Raw genomic sequence first — 20,097 nt, 5'->3', positions numbered from 1 at the left:
CGGCGAGTATAATTCCTCAAGTTAACTTGAGGTAAAGCGTATTATGGAAAAAAAATCGACCCGCATAAAATCGCTGCTCACGCCCGGTGAGGTAGCGAAACGAACGGGGGTTGCGGTCTCTGCGCTGCATTTTTATGAGAGTAAAGGGCTGATCCACAGCACGCGCAACAGCGGTAATCAGCGGCGCTATAAGCGCGATGTGCTGCGCTACGTGGCGATCATTAAAATTGCCCAGCGCCTGGGCATTCCGCTGGCGACGATCGGCGATTCCTTTAGCGTGCTGCCGGAAAACCACACGTTAGGCCCGCGCGACTGGAAACACCTCACGACCCAATGGCGGGAAGAGCTGGATAAACGCATTCACGCCATGGAGGCGCTGCGAGATCAGCTCGACGGCTGTATCGGCTGCGGCTGCATGTCGTTGCGCGACTGTCCGCTGCGTAACCCGGGCGATAAGCTGGGTGAAGAGGGCACCGGCGCGCGTCTGCTGGAAGACGAATAATCCTCCGCGATCCTCTCCCCAGGATTGCGACATTTTTGCCATAGAATTGTTGCCGGATTGCGCATAAACGATAACGTTTGCGCATGGGTTGGTGAATTCTTCATCGGTAATCGTTAATTTTCATAAACCAGGGCAAACTTCTGTTGAAAAAGGGGACATAAAAGCCAGATAATCGTTTGCCTCGGATTTTCGGACGCTTCTTATGCCGTAAATCCGCAGACCAACCTCATCACGCACTCGCGCAGATGAGGTATTCCGATTCTCGTTTTGTCTGCGCGGAGTTAATCGTTTGCTTTTTTGTGGCTCCCCTTTGCCGCAATGTAGCACATGGAGATGACGCTTAGCTGGCAGTGGATGTTCCACCACGCAGACGAACGAATGATAAAAACTCTCAGGGGATGTTTTCTATGTCTACGCCTTCAGCGCGTACCGGCGGTTCATTGGACGCCTGGTTTAAAATTTCTGCTCGTGGTAGCTCCGTTCGTCAGGAGATTGTCGCCGGTTTGACCACCTTCCTGGCGATGGTGTACTCGGTGATTGTGGTACCGGGCATGCTGGGTAAAGCCGGTTTCCCGCCGGCCGCCGTGTTCGTGGCGACCTGTCTGGTGGCCGGTGTGGGGTCTATCGTGATGGGGCTGTGGGCGAACCTGCCTTTAGCCATTGGCTGCGCCATCTCGCTGACTGCCTTTACCGCTTTCAGCCTGGTGCTGGGCCAGCACATCAGCGTGCCGGTTGCTCTGGGCGCGGTGTTCCTGATGGGCGTACTCTTCACCATCATCTCCGCTTCCGGTATTCGTAGCTGGATCTTGCGCAATTTGCCGCAGGGTATTGCGCACGGCACCGGCATCGGTATCGGTCTGTTCCTGCTGCTGATTGCCGCCAACGGCGTCGGCATGGTGGTGAAAAACCCGCTGGACGGTCTGCCGGTCGCGCTGGGTCAGTTCGACAGCTTCCCGGTGGTGATGACGCTGGTGGGCCTGGCGATGATCATCGGCCTTGAAAAACTGAAGGTTCCGGGCGGTATTCTGCTGACCATCATCGGCGTGTCTATCGTCGGCCTGATTTTCGACCCGAACGTGCACTTCTCTGGCGTATTCGCCATGCCGTCGCTGAGCGATGACAACGGCAACTCGCTGATCGGCAGCCTGGATATCATGGGCGCGCTGAACCCAATTGTCCTGCCGAGCGTGCTGGCGCTGGTGATGACCGCCGTCTTCGATGCGACCGGTACAATCCGCGCGGTTGCGGGTCAGGCAAACCTGCTGGATAAAGATGGCCAGATCATTAACGGCGGCAAAGCGCTGACGACTGACTCTCTCAGCAGCGTGTTCTCTGCCGTGGTGGGCGCCGCGCCGGCTGCGGTGTACATCGAGTCCGCAGCGGGTACGGCGGCAGGCGGTAAAACCGGTTTAACGGCGATCACCGTTGGCGTACTGTTCCTGCTGATCCTGTTCCTCTCTCCGCTTTCTTACCTGGTCCCGGGCTACGCGACCGCACCGGCGCTGATGTACGTGGGCCTGCTGATGCTGAGCAACGTGGCGCGTATCGACTTCAACGATTTCGTTGATGCGATGTCTGGCCTGATCACCGCAGTGATGATCGTGCTGACCTGTAACATCGTTACCGGCATCATGATTGGCTTCGCGACGCTGGTTGTGGGCCGTGTGGTTTCGGGCGAATGGCGCAAGCTGAACATCGGCACCGTTATTATCGCGGTTGCGCTGGTGGTCTTCTATGCGGGCGGCTGGGCTATCTAAGCCTGACGTTTTGCAGATAAGAAAACCCGCCTGATGGCGGGTTTTCTGTTTGTAGCCCGACTGCGCGACTGGTTCGGACTTTTTTTCCATTTTCCGCCGCGTCTCGTTTCCTTTTGCGTTACTCTGGTACGCGTATGATAAGAAGCACGACGCTTCATGTTTTGAATAATAAGACAACGCTGTAAACAGGGAACGCATGGAAATATTCTTTACCATACTCATCATGACCCTCGTGGTTTCGCTGTCCGGGGTGGTTACACGCGTACTGCCCTTCCAGGTTCCACTACCTTTAATGCAAATCGCCATCGGTGCGCTGCTGGCCTGGCCTACCTTCGGTTTGCACGTTGAATTTGACCCTGAACTCTTCCTCGTACTGTTCATCCCGCCGCTGCTGTTTGCCGACGGCTGGAAGACGCCGACCCGCGAGTTTATCGAGCACGGCAGGGAGATTCTCGGCCTGGCGCTGGCGTTAGTGCTGGTGACGGTGGTCGGGATTGGCTTCCTGATCTACTGGATTGTTCCCGGCATTCCGCTGATCCCCGCTTTTGCGCTGGCGGCGGTATTGTCGCCAACCGATGCCGTGGCGCTTTCCGGCATTGTGGGGGAAGGGCGCATCCCGAAAAAAATCATGGGCATTTTGCAGGGCGAGGCGCTGATGAACGACGCCTCCGGCCTGGTGTCGCTGAAGTTTGCCGTGGCTGTCGCGATGGGCACGATGGTCTTTACCGTTGGCGGCGCGACGGTAGAGTTCCTGAAGGTGGCGATTGGCGGCATCCTCGCGGGCTTCGTGGTGAGCTGGCTGTACGGTCGCTCAATGCGTTTCCTCAGCCGCTGGGGCGGCGATGAGCCCGCCACGCAGATCGTGCTGCTGTTCCTGCTGCCGTTTGCCTCTTACCTGATTGCTGAACATATTGGCGTTTCCGGTATCCTGGCGGCGGTGGCGGCGGGGATGACCATTACGCGTTCCGGCGTGATGCGCACCGCGCCGTTGGCCATGCGCCTGCGCGCCAACAGCACCTGGGCGATGCTCGAGTTTGTGTTCAACGGCATGGTCTTCTTGCTGTTGGGCCTGCAATTACCCGCGATTCTTGAGACGTCGTTGGTGGCGGCTGAGGCCGACCCGAACGTCGAAACCTGGATGCTGTTTACCGATATCATCCTGATTTACGCGGCGCTGATGCTGGTACGCTTCGGCTGGTTATGGACGATGCGCAAGCTCAGCCAGCGCTTCCTGAAAAAGAAACCGATGGAGTTCGGCTCCTGGACGACCCGCGAGCTCTTGATTTCTTCGGTGGCGGGGGTGCGCGGTGCGATAACGCTCGCCGGTGTGCTTTCTATTCCACTTTTGCTGCCGACGGGCGAAGCCTTCCCGGCGCGTTATGAGCTGGTGTTCCTCGCCGCTGGGGTGATTCTGTTCTCGCTATTTGTGGGCGTGGTGGCGTTGCCGATTTTACTGCGTCATATCGAATCCACCGACCACGTGCAGCAGCGTAATGAAGAGCGGCTGGCGCGCGCGGCGACGGCGGATGTGGCGATTGTCGCCATCCAGAAAATGGAAGAGCGTCTGGCGGCGGATAGCAACGAGAATATCGATAATCAGCTGCTGACCGAGGTCAGTTCGCGCGTCATCGGTAACCTGCGCCGTCGCGTCGACGGGCGTAACGATGTGGAAACCTCAATGCTGGAAGAGCAGCTTGAACGGCGTTTCCGCCTGGCGGCGCTGCGCTCCGAGCGCGGGGAGCTGTACCACCTGCGCGCGACCAGACAGATCAGTAATGAGACGCTGCAAAAGCTGCTGCACGACCTCGACCTGCTGGAAGCGTTGTTAATAGAAGACGCGTAGTGAAGTTCGGCGCCGCCCCGCGGCGCCTGGCCGGTCGACCATCGCCGGATGGCGGCTTCGCCTTATCCGGCCTACGGACCTGTAGGCCTGATAAGCGTAGCGCCATCAGGCACTAACGCCGCGTAGCCCGAGCGAGGCGTTTACGCCGACCTCGGGAATGGCACCCTATCTACTCCGGCAGCTTAAACCCCTCACAGCACTTCAGCCATGCCTGGGCGCTGTGAGACAAATAGACCCCTTCTCGCCAAATCATACCTAACTGCCAGCGTAGTTCGCTTTCCAGCGGCAGCCAGCGCAGCGTCTTTTCATCCAGCTTGCGGCAAATGGGCTCCGGCAGAATCGCCACGCCGACACCCGCCTGCACCATCGCCGCCAGAAAATCCCACTGGCCGCTGCGTACTGCAATGCGCGGTTTAACGTCATGGCGAGCAAACAGCTGCATCAGCTGGCGGCTGAGGGCGAAATCTTCGTTATAAATCAGCAACGGATGCGCGGCTAACTGGGTGGGCGAAACCGACGTTTGTTCCAGCCATTCACCGGAACGGGGCACCAGTACGCACAGCGGGTGGCTGAACAGCGGCAGGGTGGTGAGCGCGCTCTCTTCTTCAACAGGCAGCGCCGTCATCGCCAGATCCAGCTCGCCGTTCATCACCGCCTGCTGCACCGTCAGGCCGCCAAATTCGGAGATTTTCAGTTCGACGCCCGGGTAGCGCTGGCGGAACAAGCCGATCGGCCCCGCCATGAGCATACCGACCATTGGCGGAATACCAAGACGCAGCACGCCCTTATTGAGATGGTTAATATCGCTAAGCTCGGCTTCCAGCTGGCGGAATTCATCAAGAATCGCCAGCCCGCGCTCGAATACCACTTGTCCGGTATCGGTCATCAACAGCTTGCGGCCGTCGCGAATCAGGAGGGTACAGTTCAGCTCATCTTCCAGGTTTTTGAGCATCTTACTGATCGTCGGTTGCGTAACGTAGAGCTTCTCCGCCGCCCGGGTAAAGCTCTGCTGGCGAACGACTTCAACAAAGTAGCGCAGCGTTCTTATGTCCATGATTATGCCTCTAAACTATGCTACCGATGAGTTTAATTCATTTCTGTCATCATCGTGGTCTCACTATACTGTGCGCCTGTGATTTTTTCTGGACATCCCTCCATGGCTGAGGCCTTAGGGCGCGTAATGCCCTCCGTGTTAAATCGTCTTCAGGTACCGGTGCAGGTTGTGCTGTATGCCGGACTGTTTGTTTTTGCTGAATATCTGGTGAGCTGGTGGCATTTGCCGCTGCCTGCGAACCTGGTGGGAATGGTACTCCTGCTGGCGCTGATTGTTTGCCACGTGGTGCCGCTAAAATGGGTACGTGCGGGCTCACGCTGGCTGCTGGCTGAAATGCTGCTGTTCTTTGTCCCGGCGGTGGTGGCGGTGGTGAATTACGCTCAACTGCTGATGGTCGATGGGTGGCGCATTTTCCTCGTCATCGCGCTGAGCACCATGATGGTGCTGGGGGCAACGGCATGGGTGGTCGACAAAGTGTATCGCTACGAACTGAAGCGGATGCGCAATGAATAATTTTCAGCTGAGCGTCCTGTGTCTGGTGATTACCCTGGTGCTCTATTTCGCCAATAAACGTCTGTATCGCCGCTTTCGTAAATTACCGCTGATGCCGCTGGTTCTCACGCCGGTGCTGCTGGTGCTGATGCTGGTGTTTGGCCATATCTCCTATCAGAACTATATGGGAGAAGCCCACTGGCTGCTGTGGCTGCTGGGTCCGGCGACCATCGCCTTTGCTGTACCGGTGTACGACAATCTGGCCATTATCAAACGCCACTGGATGTCGCTCTCCGCCGGGGTGATCACGGCGACGGTCGTGGCGGTGACCAGTTCAGTGTGGCTGGCGCGGCTGTTTACCCTGTCGGATGAAATCCAGCGCAGCCTGGCCGTGCGTTCCATCACCACGCCGTTTGCGCTGGCGGCGGCGAAATCCCTCGGTGGGCAGCCGGAGCTGGTAGCGTTGTTTGTGGTAGTGACCGGTGTGTTTGGCATGGCGATTGGCGACGTGCTGTTTTTACGTCTGTCGATTCGAGAAGGTATGGCGAAAGGAGCGGGCTTCGGTGCGGCATCGCACGGCGCGGGAACCGCGCGCTCTTATGAGCTGGGGCCGCAGGAAGGCGTGGTGGCAAGCCTGGTGATGATGCTCTCCGGCGTGGTAATGGTGCTGGTGGCGCCGTTAGTAGGCTGGATTATGTTCTGACGCTATTGCCGGGTGGCGCTGCGCTTACCCGGCCTACAACGGCGCAATCCCGTAGACCTGATAAGCGAAGCGCCGTCAGGCAAAACTAGCGATTCAATCGCCGCACGATGCGCTCCACCTGCTGGCGGAAATCGGCGGCCACCTGGGCGGGTGTCTGCTTACCGAGATCCAGCTTTTCACGCGCTGACGTGAACTGATCGATCACCTGCAAATCCTCAATGTACGGCGTGGCGATAGCGGTAGTATGCAGCGACTGCGCCTGGCGTAGCCCGGCGACGACCGGATCGTTCGGGTCAATCACCCCTTTCTCGGTTAAAAGTGTTTCCGCCGCTTTATTCAGCGGAATGCCGCGCTCGAGCCCCAGCGCTTCCACCGACTGCGGATCGCTGACCAGGAAATTCAGCAGCATCGCCGCCTCTTTCGGATGCTTCGTCGACTTCGCCACTGAGAACATTTGCGACGTTTTGAAATAGACGCCCGATTCATCCGTCCCAGGCTGCATCACATAGTCGCCCAGCACCAATTTTGCCGGTGGCGTCATGTTGTTGGCGAACATGCGAATGGTAATGTTCCACGTAAACAAGCCGCCCCATTCACCGTTGATCCACGGCTTCATCTCATACAGGTTGCCCTTGCCGTAGGCGGAGAGCGTTTTCGGGGATGGCAGCACGTGGTCATCGCTCAGCCGCTTCACAAAATTGAAGGCTTCAATCCACTGGGCCTCGCTCCAGGTAAACTGACCGTCTCTGTTGAACATCGGCTGCTGATGTTTCTGCATCATGTAAGCGTTGAGCAGCAGAATCACATCCTGATCGACCATCGTGTACGGGTAGTAGTTGTTGCCGAGCTTCTGCTGGAACACCTTCCCGGCGGCAAAGAATTCATCCCAGGTTTTCGGATACGCCAGCCCGGCTTTTTTCCAGGTGACGTCGTTATAGTAAAACACCGGCGCATTCACAGAAATCGGCAGGCCGTTGAGCTTGCCTTTGACGGTGGTGGATTGCAGCTCTTTGGCCTGATACTGGCTGAAATCGAGCTCGCCTTTAAGCTTATTGAGGTCGTAATAGCCTTCACCGTTTTTGGAGAAGATGATCAGCCACGGCCAGTTGGTTTGCATCACGTCCGGCTCGGTGCCGCTCGCCATCTGGGTAGTCAGACGGGAAAGGTGTCCGTCCCAGCCGGTATATTCGGCCTTCACTTTGATATCGGGATACTTTTTCTCGAAGGTTTCCAGCGCCTTGAGGGTTGCCTGGTGACGGCTATTGCCTCCCCACCACGACATGCGTAATTCGACGGGCTGTTGCGCCCAGGCAGAGGTACAGGAAAATAACAGTGATGCGATAACACCTGATACGAGTTTATTCATTATTTCTCTCCGGAACAGAGGCAGAAATTGTTTTATAAAACAGGTGAGTAACTGCAAAATACTGACCAGTCGCTTCGGCGCGGCAGGAAGCCGCGCCGGAATGCGCTTTAGTGTTTCGCCAGACGGGAAACCAGTTCGAACTCCTTAAAGTTCACCGGGCGCTGCTGCTGCATAGAGATATTGCCCGCGATGCCGGTGAGAATGGACATCGCCCCCGCGCGATGGTCTGCCGCCCGTTGCAGCGGGTCGTTACCCGGCTCGCCAAACAGGTCCGCCAGCATGGCGTTGTCGCCGCCGCCGTGGCCGCCTTCACCCAGGTTAAACTCCGCTTTCCACGGTTCGGCGAACATCGGGAAGACGGTAATATCGCACTGCTCCAGGCTGCCTTCGTTTTCGCGCTTGCCGCCAGCGTTAACGTAGGATTTCTCGACGATTTTCATCTCCAGACGGCCTTCGGTGCCGTTAAACACCACGTTCAACCCTTCCCACGGCAGATAGGCGTTAAGGGAGTAGGTGAGCTGCACATTATTCTGGTATTTCACCAGCACCGACATGGTGTCTTCGATGGTGATACCGTCGCTGAACACGCTCTGGTCGCGGAAGTAGTTGTCTTCATGCTCGGCGTCCAGATAGAGCGCTTTCAACTGCGGGTTGTCCGCCATATTCAGCGCGAACGGGTCGTCCTTTGCTTCGGCATAGCCGTGGGCGCGGGGGTAGAACTGGGTCACGCCGCGTTTTTCCGCGTTCTCTTTGCCGTAGAACTGCAGACTGCCCTCGGCGTAAACGCGCTCAGGGTAGCTCGCCAGCCAGAAGTTCATCAGGTCGAAATGGTGAGTCGATTTGTGCACCAGCAGGCCGCCGCTGTTGCGTTTTTCACGGTGCCAGCGACGGAAGTAGTCCGCGCCGTGCTCGGTATTGAGCAGCCACTCAAAGTGAACGGAGGTAACGTTGCCGATCGCGCCCTGCATCAGCAGTTCACGCACCTTGCTGTGGTGCGGCGCATAGCGGTAGTTAAAGGCCACGCGCACCGTGTGCCCGGTCTCCTCGATGGCATCCAGAATGCGCAGCGCGCGCTTCTCGTCGATGGTCATCGGTTTTTCGGTGATCACATCGCAGCCCGCGTGCAGCGCACGGACGATGTAATCATCGTGGGTGCGGTCCATGGTGGTGACGATGACGATATCCGGCCGGGTTTCGCGGATCATCTCTTCGAACTGCGCCGCTTTCCAGGTGGAGACCGGCTCGGCGCCCTCTTTTTGCAGCAGCGTATTGGCGTAGTTCATTCGCGTCTGGTTGGTGTCGCAAAAGGCGACCATTCTGGCGTTATTACGCCAGGTTCCACCAATAGCGGAAATATATAAACCTGCACGACCTCCAGTCCCGACCAACGCATATTTTTTCATGACATCCTCGATTAATATATCAACACCAAAATCCGCAAGGCGACGCAATGAAACGTATTCCGCATCAATTGATGGAGCTGAACAGCACTTTTATCTGGCACTGGCCCTGGTTTATTCAGGGCGTGAAAAGCGCGAAACAGCACGGTTTCACCGGCATCATCCTGCACCAACAGGAACTGCTTTCTATTCTTGCGACGCCCTCGCCGTTGAGTCAGAAACTCCACGTCGAGAACTTAATTCATCAGCAACATTACGCGTTGCAGTATTTAAAACGCGTTGACCGTTATCTGGCGGAAAATAACCTGTCGTTCTGGCTACAGGGAGAGGCTGCGCCGAATGACGATATTATTAAGCGTAAATTTCCCGAACTGACCTTCGACGAAAGCAGCGCGCCGGATTTCTGGCAGCAGTTTTATGCCGCGATACTGCACCCGCTATTACCGTCGTTGCCGCACCTCAGCGGCATGATTCTCAGCCTGACCACCCCGGACTTTCAGACCGCTCGCTGGCAGCAGAGCCTGCACGATGTCTGGAGCCTGCTGCGCGCCCAGGGAAAAAAGCTGGTGTTGCGCGACTTTATCGATGACAGCTGGCCGCGCCAGCAGCTTTCGAACATACTTGCCCGGCTCCCGGACGACGTTCGCGCCGCGATTAAAGCCACCGAGCTGGACTATCACCCCGGTTTTGCCAACCACCCGCACATCGCCACGCTGCCGGGGCATAAAAAGTGGATAGAGTACGATCTCTTTGGCACCGGCTACGGCTGGACCGCGCTGCCGTGCTATCTGGCCGATGAAATCAGCGGCCGCCTGAGCTGGGCGCTGAGCGCCGCCGAAAACGAAATTGAGGCGATTACGTCTCGCGTCAGCTGGCAGTGGCTACCCGACAGCCGGGTCATGGACTCTGCCAACGCCATTAACCTCTTCGGGCTTTGCGCCGCCAATCAGACCGACGATTCCGCGCCGTCGGTCTTTGAACGCTGGGTTGAGCATCAGCAGCTTGGCTTTCGTTCGATGCAGGACAAACACCAGCTTTCTGTCATCGTCCACGCCAGCTACGACTGGCTGTGTAAAACGCCGAACTTCCTTGGACGACGGCTGCACTACCAAAGCCAGATCCCGGAGAGCGTCGCCCAGGCGCAGCAGCTGCTGCATATGGACACCCGCAGCGCCAACTGGATGCACGCCTGGCAGCCATTAATGCCGACCGACGACCCGACCCTCGGCAAAGAGCAGCGCGAGCGGGTGACGCTGGAAAAAGAGGCTGCCTGCTTCCTTGCGACCCGCACGGTACAAAATCTGCGGGAGCTGATGCCGCGAATGACCTGCCCGAACGACACGCTGGAGGTGCTGCTGGCCGCCTGGCGTAGCGCGGAAATCTACAGCCAGATGTTCTCTCGCGTGGCGGCGACGGTGACCGATATCCTGTGGCTTGACCACTACGGCCCGCACAGCCTACCTGCCGACATGCTACAAAAGCATCAACAGCAGCTGCTGCGCTACGCCGACACGCTGGAACGCTGGCTGGTTAATCCGCCTGCCAGCGGCCCGCTGTTCCTGCCGCTGTTGCTCAGCCCGGAGCGCTTAACCCGCTTTGCCAGAAGTCTCAGCGATGTGTCTTGAGTTAAAGAATAAAAAGCGCGGCGAGAGTTGTCTGTAAACGTCGTAGAGGTAAAGCTGAGGAATGGCGTGAAAACGGGAAAAGTGTGATGGCCTTTGCGAATCGCAGATAAAGCTTGTGATGCGCATCGGCTTTTTTCGTTTTGGTGACGTGATAAACGTCACCTGAAGGGAAAAAAAATGTGATCCCCGACCAGCGGTCGGGGAGGGGATTTTAGTGTGCGCGGCCCTGATCGATGCCCAGACCGGTCTGCGAACGGATGAACTGCGCGCGGAACTGTTCGCGTTCACGATTACCTTCTTCGGAGTTATCGGTGGCGGAGAAGAACCAGATACCGATAAAGGCGATGGCAATGGAGAACAGCGCCGGGTACTCATATGGGAAGATCGCCTTCTCGTGGCCGAGGATCGTCACCCAAATGGTTGGGCCGAGGATCATCAGCACTACCGCCGTCAGCAGGCCCAACCAGCCGCCGATCATCGCGCCACGGGTGGTCAGTCTTGACCAGTACATGGAGAGCAGGATGATCGGAAAGTTGCAGCTCGCCGCGATGGAGAACGCCAGGCCCACCATGAACGCGATGTTCTGATTCTCGAACAGGATGCCCAGCAGAATCGCCACCACGCCCAGCACCAGTACGGTGATTTTCGAAACCTTCAGCTCTTCACGCTCGGTCGCGCCTTTCTTGAAGACGTTGGCGTACAGGTCGTGAGAGACCGCTGAAGCACCGGCCAGCGTCAGACCGGCAACCACCGCCAGAATAGTGGCGAAAGCGACCGCCGAGATAAAGCCGAGGAACAGGTTGCCGCCCACGGCATCGGCCAGGTGCACCGCCGCCATGTTGTTACCGCCAATCAGCGCGCCCGCCGCGTCTTTAAACGCCGGGTTTGCCCCTACCAGCATGATCGCGCCGAAGCCGATGATAAAGGTCAGGATGTAGAAGTAGCCCATAAAGCCGGTGGCGTAGAACACGCTCTTACGCGCTTCGCCCGCATCGCTTACGGTGAAGAAACGCATCAGGATGTGCGGCAGACCGGCGGTACCGAACATCAGGCCGAGGCCCAACGACAGCGCCGATATCGGGTCTTTCACCAGCCCGCCGGGACTCATGATCGCCGTGCCTTTCGGGTGCACCGCCATGGCTTCGGTGAACAGATTATTGAAGCTAAAGCCCACGTGTTTCATCACCATAAAGGCCATGAAGCTAGCGCCGAACAGCAGCAGCACCGCTTTGATAATTTGTACCCACGTGGTGGCGAGCATGCCGCCAAACAGTACGTACATCACCATCAGCACGCCGACCAGCACCACGGCGACGTGGTAGTTGAGGCCGAACAGCAGTTCGATAAGTTTACCCGCGCCCACCATCTGGGCAATCAGATACAGCGCCACCACCACCAGCGAGCCGCAGGCGGAGAGCATGCGGATTGGCCCCTGCTTCAGTCGGTAGGAGGCCACGTCGGCAAAGGTATAGCGACCGAGGTTACGCAAGCGTTCGGCGATCAGGAACAGGATGATCGGCCAGCCGACGAGGAAGCCGAGCGAGTAGATCAGCCCGTCGTAGCCGGAGGTGTAGACCAGCGCGGAAATACCGAGGAACGACGCCGCCGACATAAAGTCACCGGCAATCGCCAGCCCGTTCTGGAAGCCGGTAATGTTGCCGCCGGCGGTGTAGTAATCGTTACGCGAACGTACGCGCTTCGACGCCCAGTAGGTAATGTACAGCGTCAGGACGACGAAAATCAGGAACATGATAATCGCCTGCCAGTTGGTCGGCTGGCGTTCGACCGGGCCGCTCAGGGCATCCGCCGCGCTGGCCGCAAAAGGAAGTGTGGCGGCTAGCGCCGTCAGGACTTTCTTCATGATGCTTTTACCTCGCGCAGGACGGCCTTGTTCAGGCGATCGAATTCATTGTTAGCCCGCCAGACGTAGATGCCGGTCAGAACAAAAGAAATCACGATAATGCCGATACCAATCGGAATGCCGCGCGTGACGCTGGTACCCGCGTGCAGCGGCGTGCCGAGCCAGCCCGGCGCGAAGGCGATGAGTAAAATAAAACCGACGTACACCACTAACATAATCAGCGATAAGAAGGTGGCAAACCGTTGCCGTTTTTCGACGAGCTCCCTGAAATGCGCACTATCTTCTATCTGCTGACAAATTTGATCATTCATCACAGAATCTCCAGAGGTACAGGTAGGGGTTGTTGTTATAGGTAGAGCTGTCTATTGCCGGATGGCGACTGGTGTCTTATCCGGCCTACGTTTGACTCCCGTAGTCGGCCCGGTAAGCGGAGCGCTACCGGGCAAAATAGTCTTATGACGGCATCGTGATGGCCTGCTTCTCTTCCAGCAGTTTTTCCACCACGCCCGGATCGGCGAGCGTTGAAGTATCGCCCAGGTTGCTGGTGTCGCCAGCGGCAATCTTGCGCAGAATACGGCGCATGATCTTGCCTGAACGGGTTTTCGGCAGCGAGTCGGTCCAGTGCAGCACGTCCGGCGTCGCCAGCGGGCCAATCTCTTTACGGACCCAGTTGCGTACTTCGGTGTACAGCGCAGGCGTGGGCTCTTCGCCGTGGTTCAGCGTGACGTAGGCATAAATCGCCTGGCCTTTAATACTGTGCGGAATACCCACCACCGCCGCTTCGGCAATTTTCGGATGCGACACCAGCGCCGATTCGATTTCCGCGGTACCCAGACGGTGGCCGGAGACGTTCAGTACGTCGTCGACGCGACCGGTAATCCAGTAGTAACCGTCTTCATCGCGACGAGCGCCGTCGCCGCTGAAGTACATGTTCTTGAAGGTGGAGAAGTAGGTCTGCTCAAAGCGTTCGTGATCGCCGAACAGCGTACGCGCCTGGCCCGGCCAGGAGTCGGTGATTACCAGGTTGCCCTCGGTGGCGCCTTCTTGTGGATGACCCTCGTTATCCACCAGCGCTGGCTGCACGCCGAAGAACGGACGGCTGGCGGAACCGGCCTTCAGCTCTGTTGCGCCCGGCAGCGGGGTAATCATGAAGCCGCCGGTTTCGGTCTGCCACCAGGTGTCCATCACCGGGCACTTCTCGTTGCCGATCTGTTTCCAGTACCACTCCCAGGCTTCCGGGTTAATCGGCTCGCCGACGGAACCCAAAATGCGCAGGGAAGAGCGGTCGGTGCCCGCGGTGGCTTTATCGCCTTCCGCCATCAGCGCGCGAATCGCCGTCGGTGCGGTATAGAGAATGTTGACCTTATGCTTATCCACCACCTGGCACATACGCGCCGGCGTTGGCCAGTTCGGCACGCCCTCGAACATCAGCGTGGTGGCACCGCAGGCCAGCGGCCCGTAGAGCAGGTAGCTGTGGCCGGTCACCCAGCCCACATCGGCGGTGCACCAGTAGATGTCGCCCTGATGGTAGTCGAAGACATATTTAAAGGTGGTTGCGGCGTACACCAGATAGCCACCGGTGGTGTGCAGGACGCCCTTCGGCTTGCCGGTGGAACCGGAGGTATAGAGGATAAACAGCGGATCTTCCGCATTCATCTCTTCAGGCTGGTGCTGGTCGCTGGCTTTCTCCAGCAGGTCGTGCCACCACAGGTCGCGGCCTTCGTGCCAGTCGATATTGCCGCCGGTACGTTTCAGCACCACGACATTTCTGATGGTTTTAACGTTCGGGTTTTTCAGCGCGTCGTCGACGTTCTTTTTCAGCGGCACGTTGCGTCCAGCGCGAACGCCTTCATCGGAAGTGATAACCAGGCAAGCGCTGGAGTCGATGATACGACCGGCGACAGCCTCCGGCGAGAAGCCGCCGAAGATCACCGAGTGGATCGCGCCAATACGGGCGCTGGCCAGCATCGCCACCGCCGCTTCCGGCACCATCGGCATATAGATAGCCACCACGTCGCCCTTTTTCACGCCCAGCGAGAGCAGGGTATTGGCGAAGCGGCAGACGTCGCGATGCAGTTCGCGATAGGTAATGTGTTTACTTTGCGTGGCATCGTCGCCTTCCCAGATGATAGCGGTCTGGTCGCCACGTGTCGCCAGATGGCGGTCAAGGCAGTTTGCCGCCAGGTTCAGCGTGCCGTCTTCGTACCACTTGATAGAGACGTTACCAGGCGCAAAGGAGGTGTTTTTGACTTTCGTGTAAGGCCGCATCCAGTCGAGGATTTTGCCCTCTTCACCCCAGAACGCATCCGGGTTGGTGACTGACTGGTGATATTTGGTCTGGTATTGCTCCGGGTTAATCAGGCAGCGGTCTGCAATATTTGCAGGAATAGGGTGTTTGTGAATTTGGCTCATGCTTTTTTTCTCCTTGTAAGATGTTAATAATATGTCTCATAAAAGTTAATAACAGAGGTATATGGCGCTTTGTTTACTATTTGCGCGGCAGATCACGCATTATTGGAATTGCTCAAATAACGTTCATTTGATTCTTTGAACAAAAATAATTACGGAAGGGGATTTATAGAAAAGTCGCAAATTTTTTTGTTTTTATAACAAAAACTTATAAATAATTATTGGTAGAAATTAGCGGTAATATAGATTTGGCTGGTGAAAAGCTCTGAACTGAAAGGGTTGCATGAGACGCCATGCAGATGATACTGATATTGCGCGTTAAAAACCTCTAAAAGTAAACGCAACACAAATCACCCCCTTTCAAGTGGATACCATTCCCGTATGGCATGGTATTTTTCATTGAGGAAGTTTGCCGTTATGAAGAAAGCACGTGTCAGCTTAGCCTGGCAAATTCTTATTGCCCTGATTCTGGGTATTATTCTTGGTAGTTATCTGCATTATCATAGCGATAGCCGCGACTGGCTGGTTATGAATCTGCTGTCCCCTGCTGGCGATATTTTCATCCATCTGATTAAAATGATTGTTGTGCCGATTGTTATTTCGACGCTGATTGTCGGAATAGCCGGTGTTGGCGATGCAAAACAGTTGGGGAGAATTGGCGCCAAAACCATCATCTATTTCGAAGTGATCACCACGATTGCGATCATTATCGGTATTACCATGGCCAACGTGTTCCAGCCGGGTGCCGGTATCGATATGTCGCAGCTGGCCACGGTGGATATTTCGAAATACCAGAGTACCACCGCAGAGGTGCAGAGCCACGCGCACGGCCTGATGGGAACCATCCTGTCGCTGGTGCCGACCAATATCATCGCCTCGATGGCGAAAGGCGACATGCTGCCGATCATCTTCTTCTCGGTGCTGTTCGGCCTGGGCCTCTCCTCGCTGCCGGCGACGCACCGTGAGCCGCTGGTGACGGTATTCCGCTCTATCTCGGAAACCATGTTTAAAGTCACCCACATGGTGATGCGCTATGCCCCTGTCGGCGTTTTCGCGCTGATCGCCGTGACGGTCGCCAACTTTGGCTTTGCCTCGCTGTGGCCGCTGGCCAAACTGGTGCTGCTGGTTCACTTCGCGATTCTGTTCTTCGCGCTGGTGGTGCTGGGCATCGTGGCGCGCATTTGCGGGCTGAGCATCTGGATCCTGATTCGCATCCTCAAAGACGAGCTGATTCTGGCGTACTCCACCGCCAGCTCTGAGAGCGTGCTGCCGCGTATTATCGAGAAGATGGAAGCCTACGGCGCTCCGGCGTCGATCACCAGCTTCGTGGTGCCGACCGGCTATTCCTTTAACCTCGACGGTTCCACGCTGTACCAGAGCATCGCGGCGATCTTTATCGCCCAGCTGTACGGTATCGACCTGTCTATCTGGCAGGAAATCGTGCTGGTGCTGACGCTGATGGTCACCTCGAAGGGGATTGCGGGCGTACCGGGCGTCTCCTTCGTGGTGCTGCTGGCGACGCTGGGGAGCGTTGGGATTCCGCTGGAAGGCCTGGCGTTTATTGCCGGTGTGGACCGTATCCTCGATATGGCGCGTACCGCGCTGAACGTGGTGGGTAACGCGCTGGCGGTGCTGGTGATAGCCAAGTGGGAACACAAATTTGACCGCAAGAAAGCGCGGGCGTATGAGCGCGAGATGTTGGGCAAGTTTGATAAAACCGCCTCGTAGGCCGGATAAGGCAACGCCGCCATCCGGCAACCTGCTCCGGGTTGCCTGATGGCGCTACGCTTATCAGACCTACCGCAACGTAGCCCGGGCGAGCGCATGCGACCCCGGGAAAATCCTACTCCGCACTCAGCTTATCAAACTCTTCACACCCGGTATCAAACCCTTCCGTACAGCTCAGATTCAGCCACTGTAGCGCTTTCTGCTTGTTCGGCGTAATAAAGCCCTTCTCGCCGCCCAGGAACATCATTCCGGCCCAGTATTCTGAGTAGCCAGTGCGCGAGAGCGCTGAGCTGTTTTTGAAGTAGTCCGTCGCCTTCTCATCATCTTCTTTCACGCCGACACCGTTGGCGTAAATCAACCCCAACAGCATTTGTGCGTCAACGGCGAAATCGCTCTCGGCGTTCATCGACGCCTGCTGGAGCAGGGTTATCGCCCGTGGGTAGTCGGTTTGCCCCGCCTGGCTATTGATAAGAATGCGCGCCAGGATAACGTCACCGGCACGGCTGCCCGCTTTGACGGCTTTCTCCGCCAGCGCTTTGGCTTCGGGATAGTCGAGACTCACTGGGTTCGTAATTTTGATCTGCGCCAGCAGAGCGCAGGCATCGGCGTCGCCGCCGTCAGCGGATTTTTGCGCCCAGAATTCGGCTTTACTCAGGTCGCCTGAGCTAAACCAGGTATCGGCCAGATAGTACTGCGCGCGTGCGTCTCCGGCTTCCGCTGCCTGCTGATACTGGCTGCCCGGCTCTTCTGCGTGGACCGCCAGCGCGGCGAGCCACAACAATGCTAAAAGTCGTTTCATCTTATTATGTAGGTAGTCGAGGAAGTGGGCAGTATAAAGAGATTGGCAGGATAAAAAAACGCCCCCGAGTGGGGGCGTTGAAACGAGTCCGCTTAGCCCATTGCGCTTTCGCGCAGGCGAGCCTTCAGCTTATTGTACTCATCAATCACGTACTGCTCGGCGGCACGCTGGTCGGCAATCGGCTCAACGTTCACGGCACAGTACTTATACTCAGGCGTTTTGGTAATCGGGCTTAAGTTCTCGGTTACCAGCTCATTACAGGCCCCAATCCACCACTGGTAGGTCATGTAAATCGCGCCTTTGTTCGGACGATCGCTGACCGCCGCGCGGGTGATGATGCGGCCTTTGCGGGAGTTCACCCACACCAGCGCTTCATCTTCGATGCCTAAACGCGCCGCATCGGCGGTGTTGATCTGGGCATAGCCCGGTTCATCCGCCAGCGCCGCCAGCGCCGCACAGTTGCCGGTCATCGAACGGCAAGAGTAGTGGCCGACTTCACGCACCGTAGAGAGCACCATCGGATACTCGTCGGTGAGTTTGTCGATTGGCGCTACCCAGTCGCAGGTGAAGAACTGCGCCAGGCCGTTCGGGGTGTCGAACTTCTCTTTGAAGAGATAGGTCGTCCCCTGGTCGGCATCGGAAGTATCGCGGCACGGCCACTGAATAAAGCCCAGCTCGCCCATTTTTTCGTAGGTGGCACCGTAGAAGTCCGGGCACAGATGACGCAACTCGTCCCAGATTTCCTGGGTGTTGTTGTAGTGCATCGGATAACCCATACGGGTGGCGATTTCACTGATGATCTGCCAGTCCGTTTTCAGGTCCCACTTCGGTTCTACTGCTTTAAAGAAGCGTTGGAAGCCACGGTCCGCCGCGGTAAAGACACCTTCATGCTCGCCCCATGACGTAGACGGTAAAATCACATCCGCCGCCGCCGCGGTTTTGGTCATAAAGATATCCTGGACGATAACCAGTTCCAGATCTTCGAACCCTTTGCGTACCGCAGAGAGTTCAGCATCGGTCTGTAACGGGTCTTCACCCATGATGTACGCCGCGCGTACTTCGCCATGCGCCGCACGGTGCGGCAGTTCGCTGATGCGATAGCCGGTATGTGCTGGCAGGCTGTCGACGCCCCAGGCTTTGGCGAATTTCTCGCGGTTAGCCGGATCTTTTACGTACTGATAGCCCGGATAGGTATCCGGCAGAGCGCCCATGTCGCAGGCGCCCTGAACGTTGTTCTGGCCGCGAACCGGGTTAACGCCCACGCTTGGCTTACCGAGGTTGCCGGTCAGCATCGCGAGGCTGGTCAGTGAACGTACGGTTTCCACGCCCTGATAGAACTGGGTTACGCCCATGCCCCACAGGATGGCCGCGCTTTTCGCACTGGCGTACATGCGCGCGCACTGACGAATTTCCTGCGCGCTGACGCCGGTAATGTCTTCGACAGACTCTGGCGTGTAGCCTTCGACAATCTTGCGGTACTCTTCAAACCCTTCGGTACGGCTGGCGACAAACGCCTGGTCGTACAGATTTTCTTCAATAATGACATGACCCATGGCGTTGAGCAGCGCGATATTCGAGCCGTTCTTCAACGCGATATGCATGTCAGCAATGCGCGCGGTTTCAATTTTGCGCGGATCGCAAACGATGATTTTCGCCCCTTTACGTTTGGCGTTAATCACGTGATTCGCCACGATAGGGTGGGAATCAGCCGGGTTGTACCCGAAGATAAAGACTAAGTCAGTGTCATCAATTTCGTTGATGCCGTTACTCATTGCGCCGTTACCGACCGATTGGTGCAGACCTGCAACCGAAGGGCCGTGTCAGACGCGAGCGCAGCAGTCGACGTTATTGGTACCAATAACGGCGCGCGCGAATTTTTGCATGACGTAGTTAGTTTCGTTACCCGTCCCGCGTGAGGAACCGGTAGTCTGAATGGCATCCGGGCCGTATTTCGCTTTGATCGCGCTCAGGCGATCGGCCACGTAATTCAGCGCTTCGTCCCAGGAGACGGATTCCAGCTTGCCGCCACGCTGGCGACGAATCATTGGGGTTTTCAGACGTGGCGTCAGGATCTGGGTATCGTTAATAAAATCCCAGCCATAATAGCCTTTCAGACACAGGGTACCCTGGTTGGTTTTCCCCTGAGCTGCCTCCGCCCGGACGATTTTTCCGTTATCGACCACCAGGTTGATTTTGCAACCTGATGCGCAATACGGGCAAACCGTGACGACTTTTTTCATCGGTCTCGCTCCAGTTAATCAAATCGCGCATACGCGCTGTCGCCCTCAGTATGCATCTTTTATGCCACTTTTTTATTGTGGTCATTCCCTGATAATACGGGCGATTTTTGGTCAAAACTCTGACGAAAAACAGGCTGTCGTCATATTTGACGTGTCGAAGGGAAAAGTGAGGTGACATTTCTGGGGGGGGGGAGGCGAGCCACTCCCGGAGTCGGCGCTGGCGCGCCTCGTCCGGGCTACATTTTTGTAGGCCGGATAAGGCAACGCCGCCATCCGGCAATGTGCGCCGATCTACCTGATGGCGCTACGGTTATCAGG

15 protein-coding genes are annotated in these 20,097 nt (G+C 57.0%); 7 read left to right on the top strand and 8 right to left on the bottom strand.

What is annotated here, in order from left to right; genetic code table 11:
* The first annotated feature begins 43 nt into the window (after positions 1 to 43).
* From soxR to ABTW00_RS21710, 3 genes are all read left to right on the top strand, one after another.
* Complete coding sequence (soxR, locus tag ABTW00_RS21720) at positions 44 to 502, top strand: redox-sensitive transcriptional activator SoxR (protein ID WP_064546686.1); 459 nt, start codon at positions 44 to 46, stop codon at positions 500 to 502.
* Between the two features lie 407 nt (positions 503 to 909).
* Positions 910 to 2,259 (top strand): NCS2 family permease, encoded by a 1,350-nt coding sequence (locus ABTW00_RS21715; RefSeq protein ID WP_065357798.1) that lies wholly within the window; start codon positions 910 to 912, stop codon positions 2,257 to 2,259.
* 196 nt (positions 2,260 to 2,455) lie between these two features.
* Positions 2,456 to 4,102 (top strand): Na+/H+ antiporter, encoded by a 1,647-nt coding sequence (locus tag ABTW00_RS21710; protein WP_064546690.1) that lies wholly within the window; start codon positions 2,456 to 2,458, stop codon positions 4,100 to 4,102.
* 169 nt (positions 4,103 to 4,271) lie between these two features.
* Here the strand turns inward: ABTW00_RS21710 and ABTW00_RS21705 are convergent, their stop codons facing one another.
* Entirely contained in the window at positions 4,272 to 5,156 is an 885-nt protein-coding gene (locus tag ABTW00_RS21705; protein WP_064546692.1) for a LysR family transcriptional regulator, read from the bottom strand.
* A 102-nt stretch (positions 5,157 to 5,258) separates the two neighbouring features.
* Here ABTW00_RS21705 and ABTW00_RS21700 point away from each other — a divergent pair, with 102 nt between their 5' ends.
* Positions 5,259 to 5,669 carry a CidA/LrgA family protein gene (locus tag ABTW00_RS21700; protein ID WP_064546694.1) on the top strand — a complete coding sequence of 137 codons (411 nt, stop codon included), beginning with the start codon at positions 5,259 to 5,261 and terminating at the stop codon, positions 5,667 to 5,669.
* Positions 5,662 to 6,351, top strand: a complete 690-nt coding sequence (locus tag ABTW00_RS21695) for an LrgB family protein (protein WP_065356578.1) — start codon at positions 5,662 to 5,664, stop codon at positions 6,349 to 6,351. The genes ABTW00_RS21700 and ABTW00_RS21695 overlap by 8 nt, the downstream gene beginning before the upstream one ends.
* Before the next feature lie 85 nt (positions 6,352 to 6,436).
* On the opposite strand, the gene ABTW00_RS21690 is transcribed toward ABTW00_RS21695, so the two are convergent.
* Both ABTW00_RS21690 and ABTW00_RS21685 read right to left on the bottom strand, forming a co-directional pair.
* Positions 6,437 to 7,720 (bottom strand): ABC transporter substrate-binding protein, encoded by a 1,284-nt coding sequence (locus tag ABTW00_RS21690; protein ID WP_433641110.1) that lies wholly within the window; start codon positions 7,718 to 7,720, stop codon positions 6,437 to 6,439.
* Positions 7,721 to 7,824: 104 nt separating this feature from the next.
* Positions 7,825 to 9,120 carry a Gfo/Idh/MocA family protein gene (locus tag ABTW00_RS21685; RefSeq protein WP_433637582.1) on the bottom strand — a complete coding sequence of 432 codons (1,296 nt, stop codon included), beginning with the start codon at positions 9,118 to 9,120 and terminating at the stop codon, positions 7,825 to 7,827.
* A 47-nt stretch (positions 9,121 to 9,167) separates the two neighbouring features.
* Between ABTW00_RS21685 and ABTW00_RS21680 the strand changes: the two genes are divergently transcribed.
* Positions 9,168 to 10,742, top strand: coding sequence for a hypothetical protein (locus ABTW00_RS21680; RefSeq protein ID WP_433637580.1), 1,575 nt, complete (start codon positions 9,168 to 9,170; stop codon positions 10,740 to 10,742).
* A gap of 211 nt (positions 10,743 to 10,953) precedes the next feature.
* Here ABTW00_RS21680 and actP read toward each other — a convergent pair whose 3' ends face one another.
* The 3 genes from actP to acs form a co-directional block, all read right to left on the bottom strand.
* Positions 10,954 to 12,603, bottom strand: a complete 1,650-nt coding sequence (gene actP, locus ABTW00_RS21675; protein WP_433637578.1) for a cation/acetate symporter ActP — start codon at positions 12,601 to 12,603, stop codon at positions 10,954 to 10,956.
* Positions 12,600 to 12,914 carry a DUF485 domain-containing protein gene (locus ABTW00_RS21670; RefSeq protein WP_065356583.1) on the bottom strand — a complete coding sequence of 105 codons (315 nt, stop codon included), beginning with the start codon at positions 12,912 to 12,914 and terminating at the stop codon, positions 12,600 to 12,602. Before ABTW00_RS21670 ends, actP begins: the two co-directional genes overlap by 4 nt.
* Positions 12,915 to 13,056: 142 nt before the next feature.
* Positions 13,057 to 15,015: an acetate--CoA ligase gene (gene acs, locus ABTW00_RS21665; protein WP_433637576.1), complete on the bottom strand. Its 1,959-nt coding sequence runs from the start codon at positions 15,013 to 15,015 to the stop codon at positions 13,057 to 13,059.
* A gap of 414 nt (positions 15,016 to 15,429) precedes the next feature.
* On the opposite strand from acs, the gene gltP reads away from it, so the two are divergent.
* A complete protein-coding gene (gene gltP / locus ABTW00_RS21660) occupies positions 15,430 to 16,740 on the top strand; it encodes a glutamate/aspartate:proton symporter GltP (protein ID WP_433637573.1) in 1,311 nt (436 codons plus the stop codon).
* A gap of 115 nt (positions 16,741 to 16,855) precedes the next feature.
* Here the strand turns inward: gltP and ABTW00_RS21655 are convergent, their stop codons facing one another.
* On the bottom strand, positions 16,856 to 17,539 hold the full coding sequence (locus ABTW00_RS21655; protein WP_433637571.1) for a tetratricopeptide repeat protein: 684 nt from the start codon (positions 17,537 to 17,539) through the stop codon (positions 16,856 to 16,858).
* A gap of 92 nt (positions 17,540 to 17,631) precedes the next feature.
* Positions 17,632 to 19,779, bottom strand: a complete 2,148-nt coding sequence (gene fdhF / locus ABTW00_RS21650) for a formate dehydrogenase subunit alpha (protein ID WP_077625465.1) — start codon at positions 19,777 to 19,779, stop codon at positions 17,632 to 17,634.
* Positions 19,780 to 20,097 lie beyond the last annotated feature (318 nt).

The organism is Kluyvera georgiana, from assembly GCF_050990895.1.
GTDB lineage: Bacteria > Pseudomonadota > Gammaproteobacteria > Enterobacterales > Enterobacteriaceae > Kluyvera > Kluyvera georgiana.
This window is presented reverse-complemented; position numbering and strand designations above follow the sequence as displayed.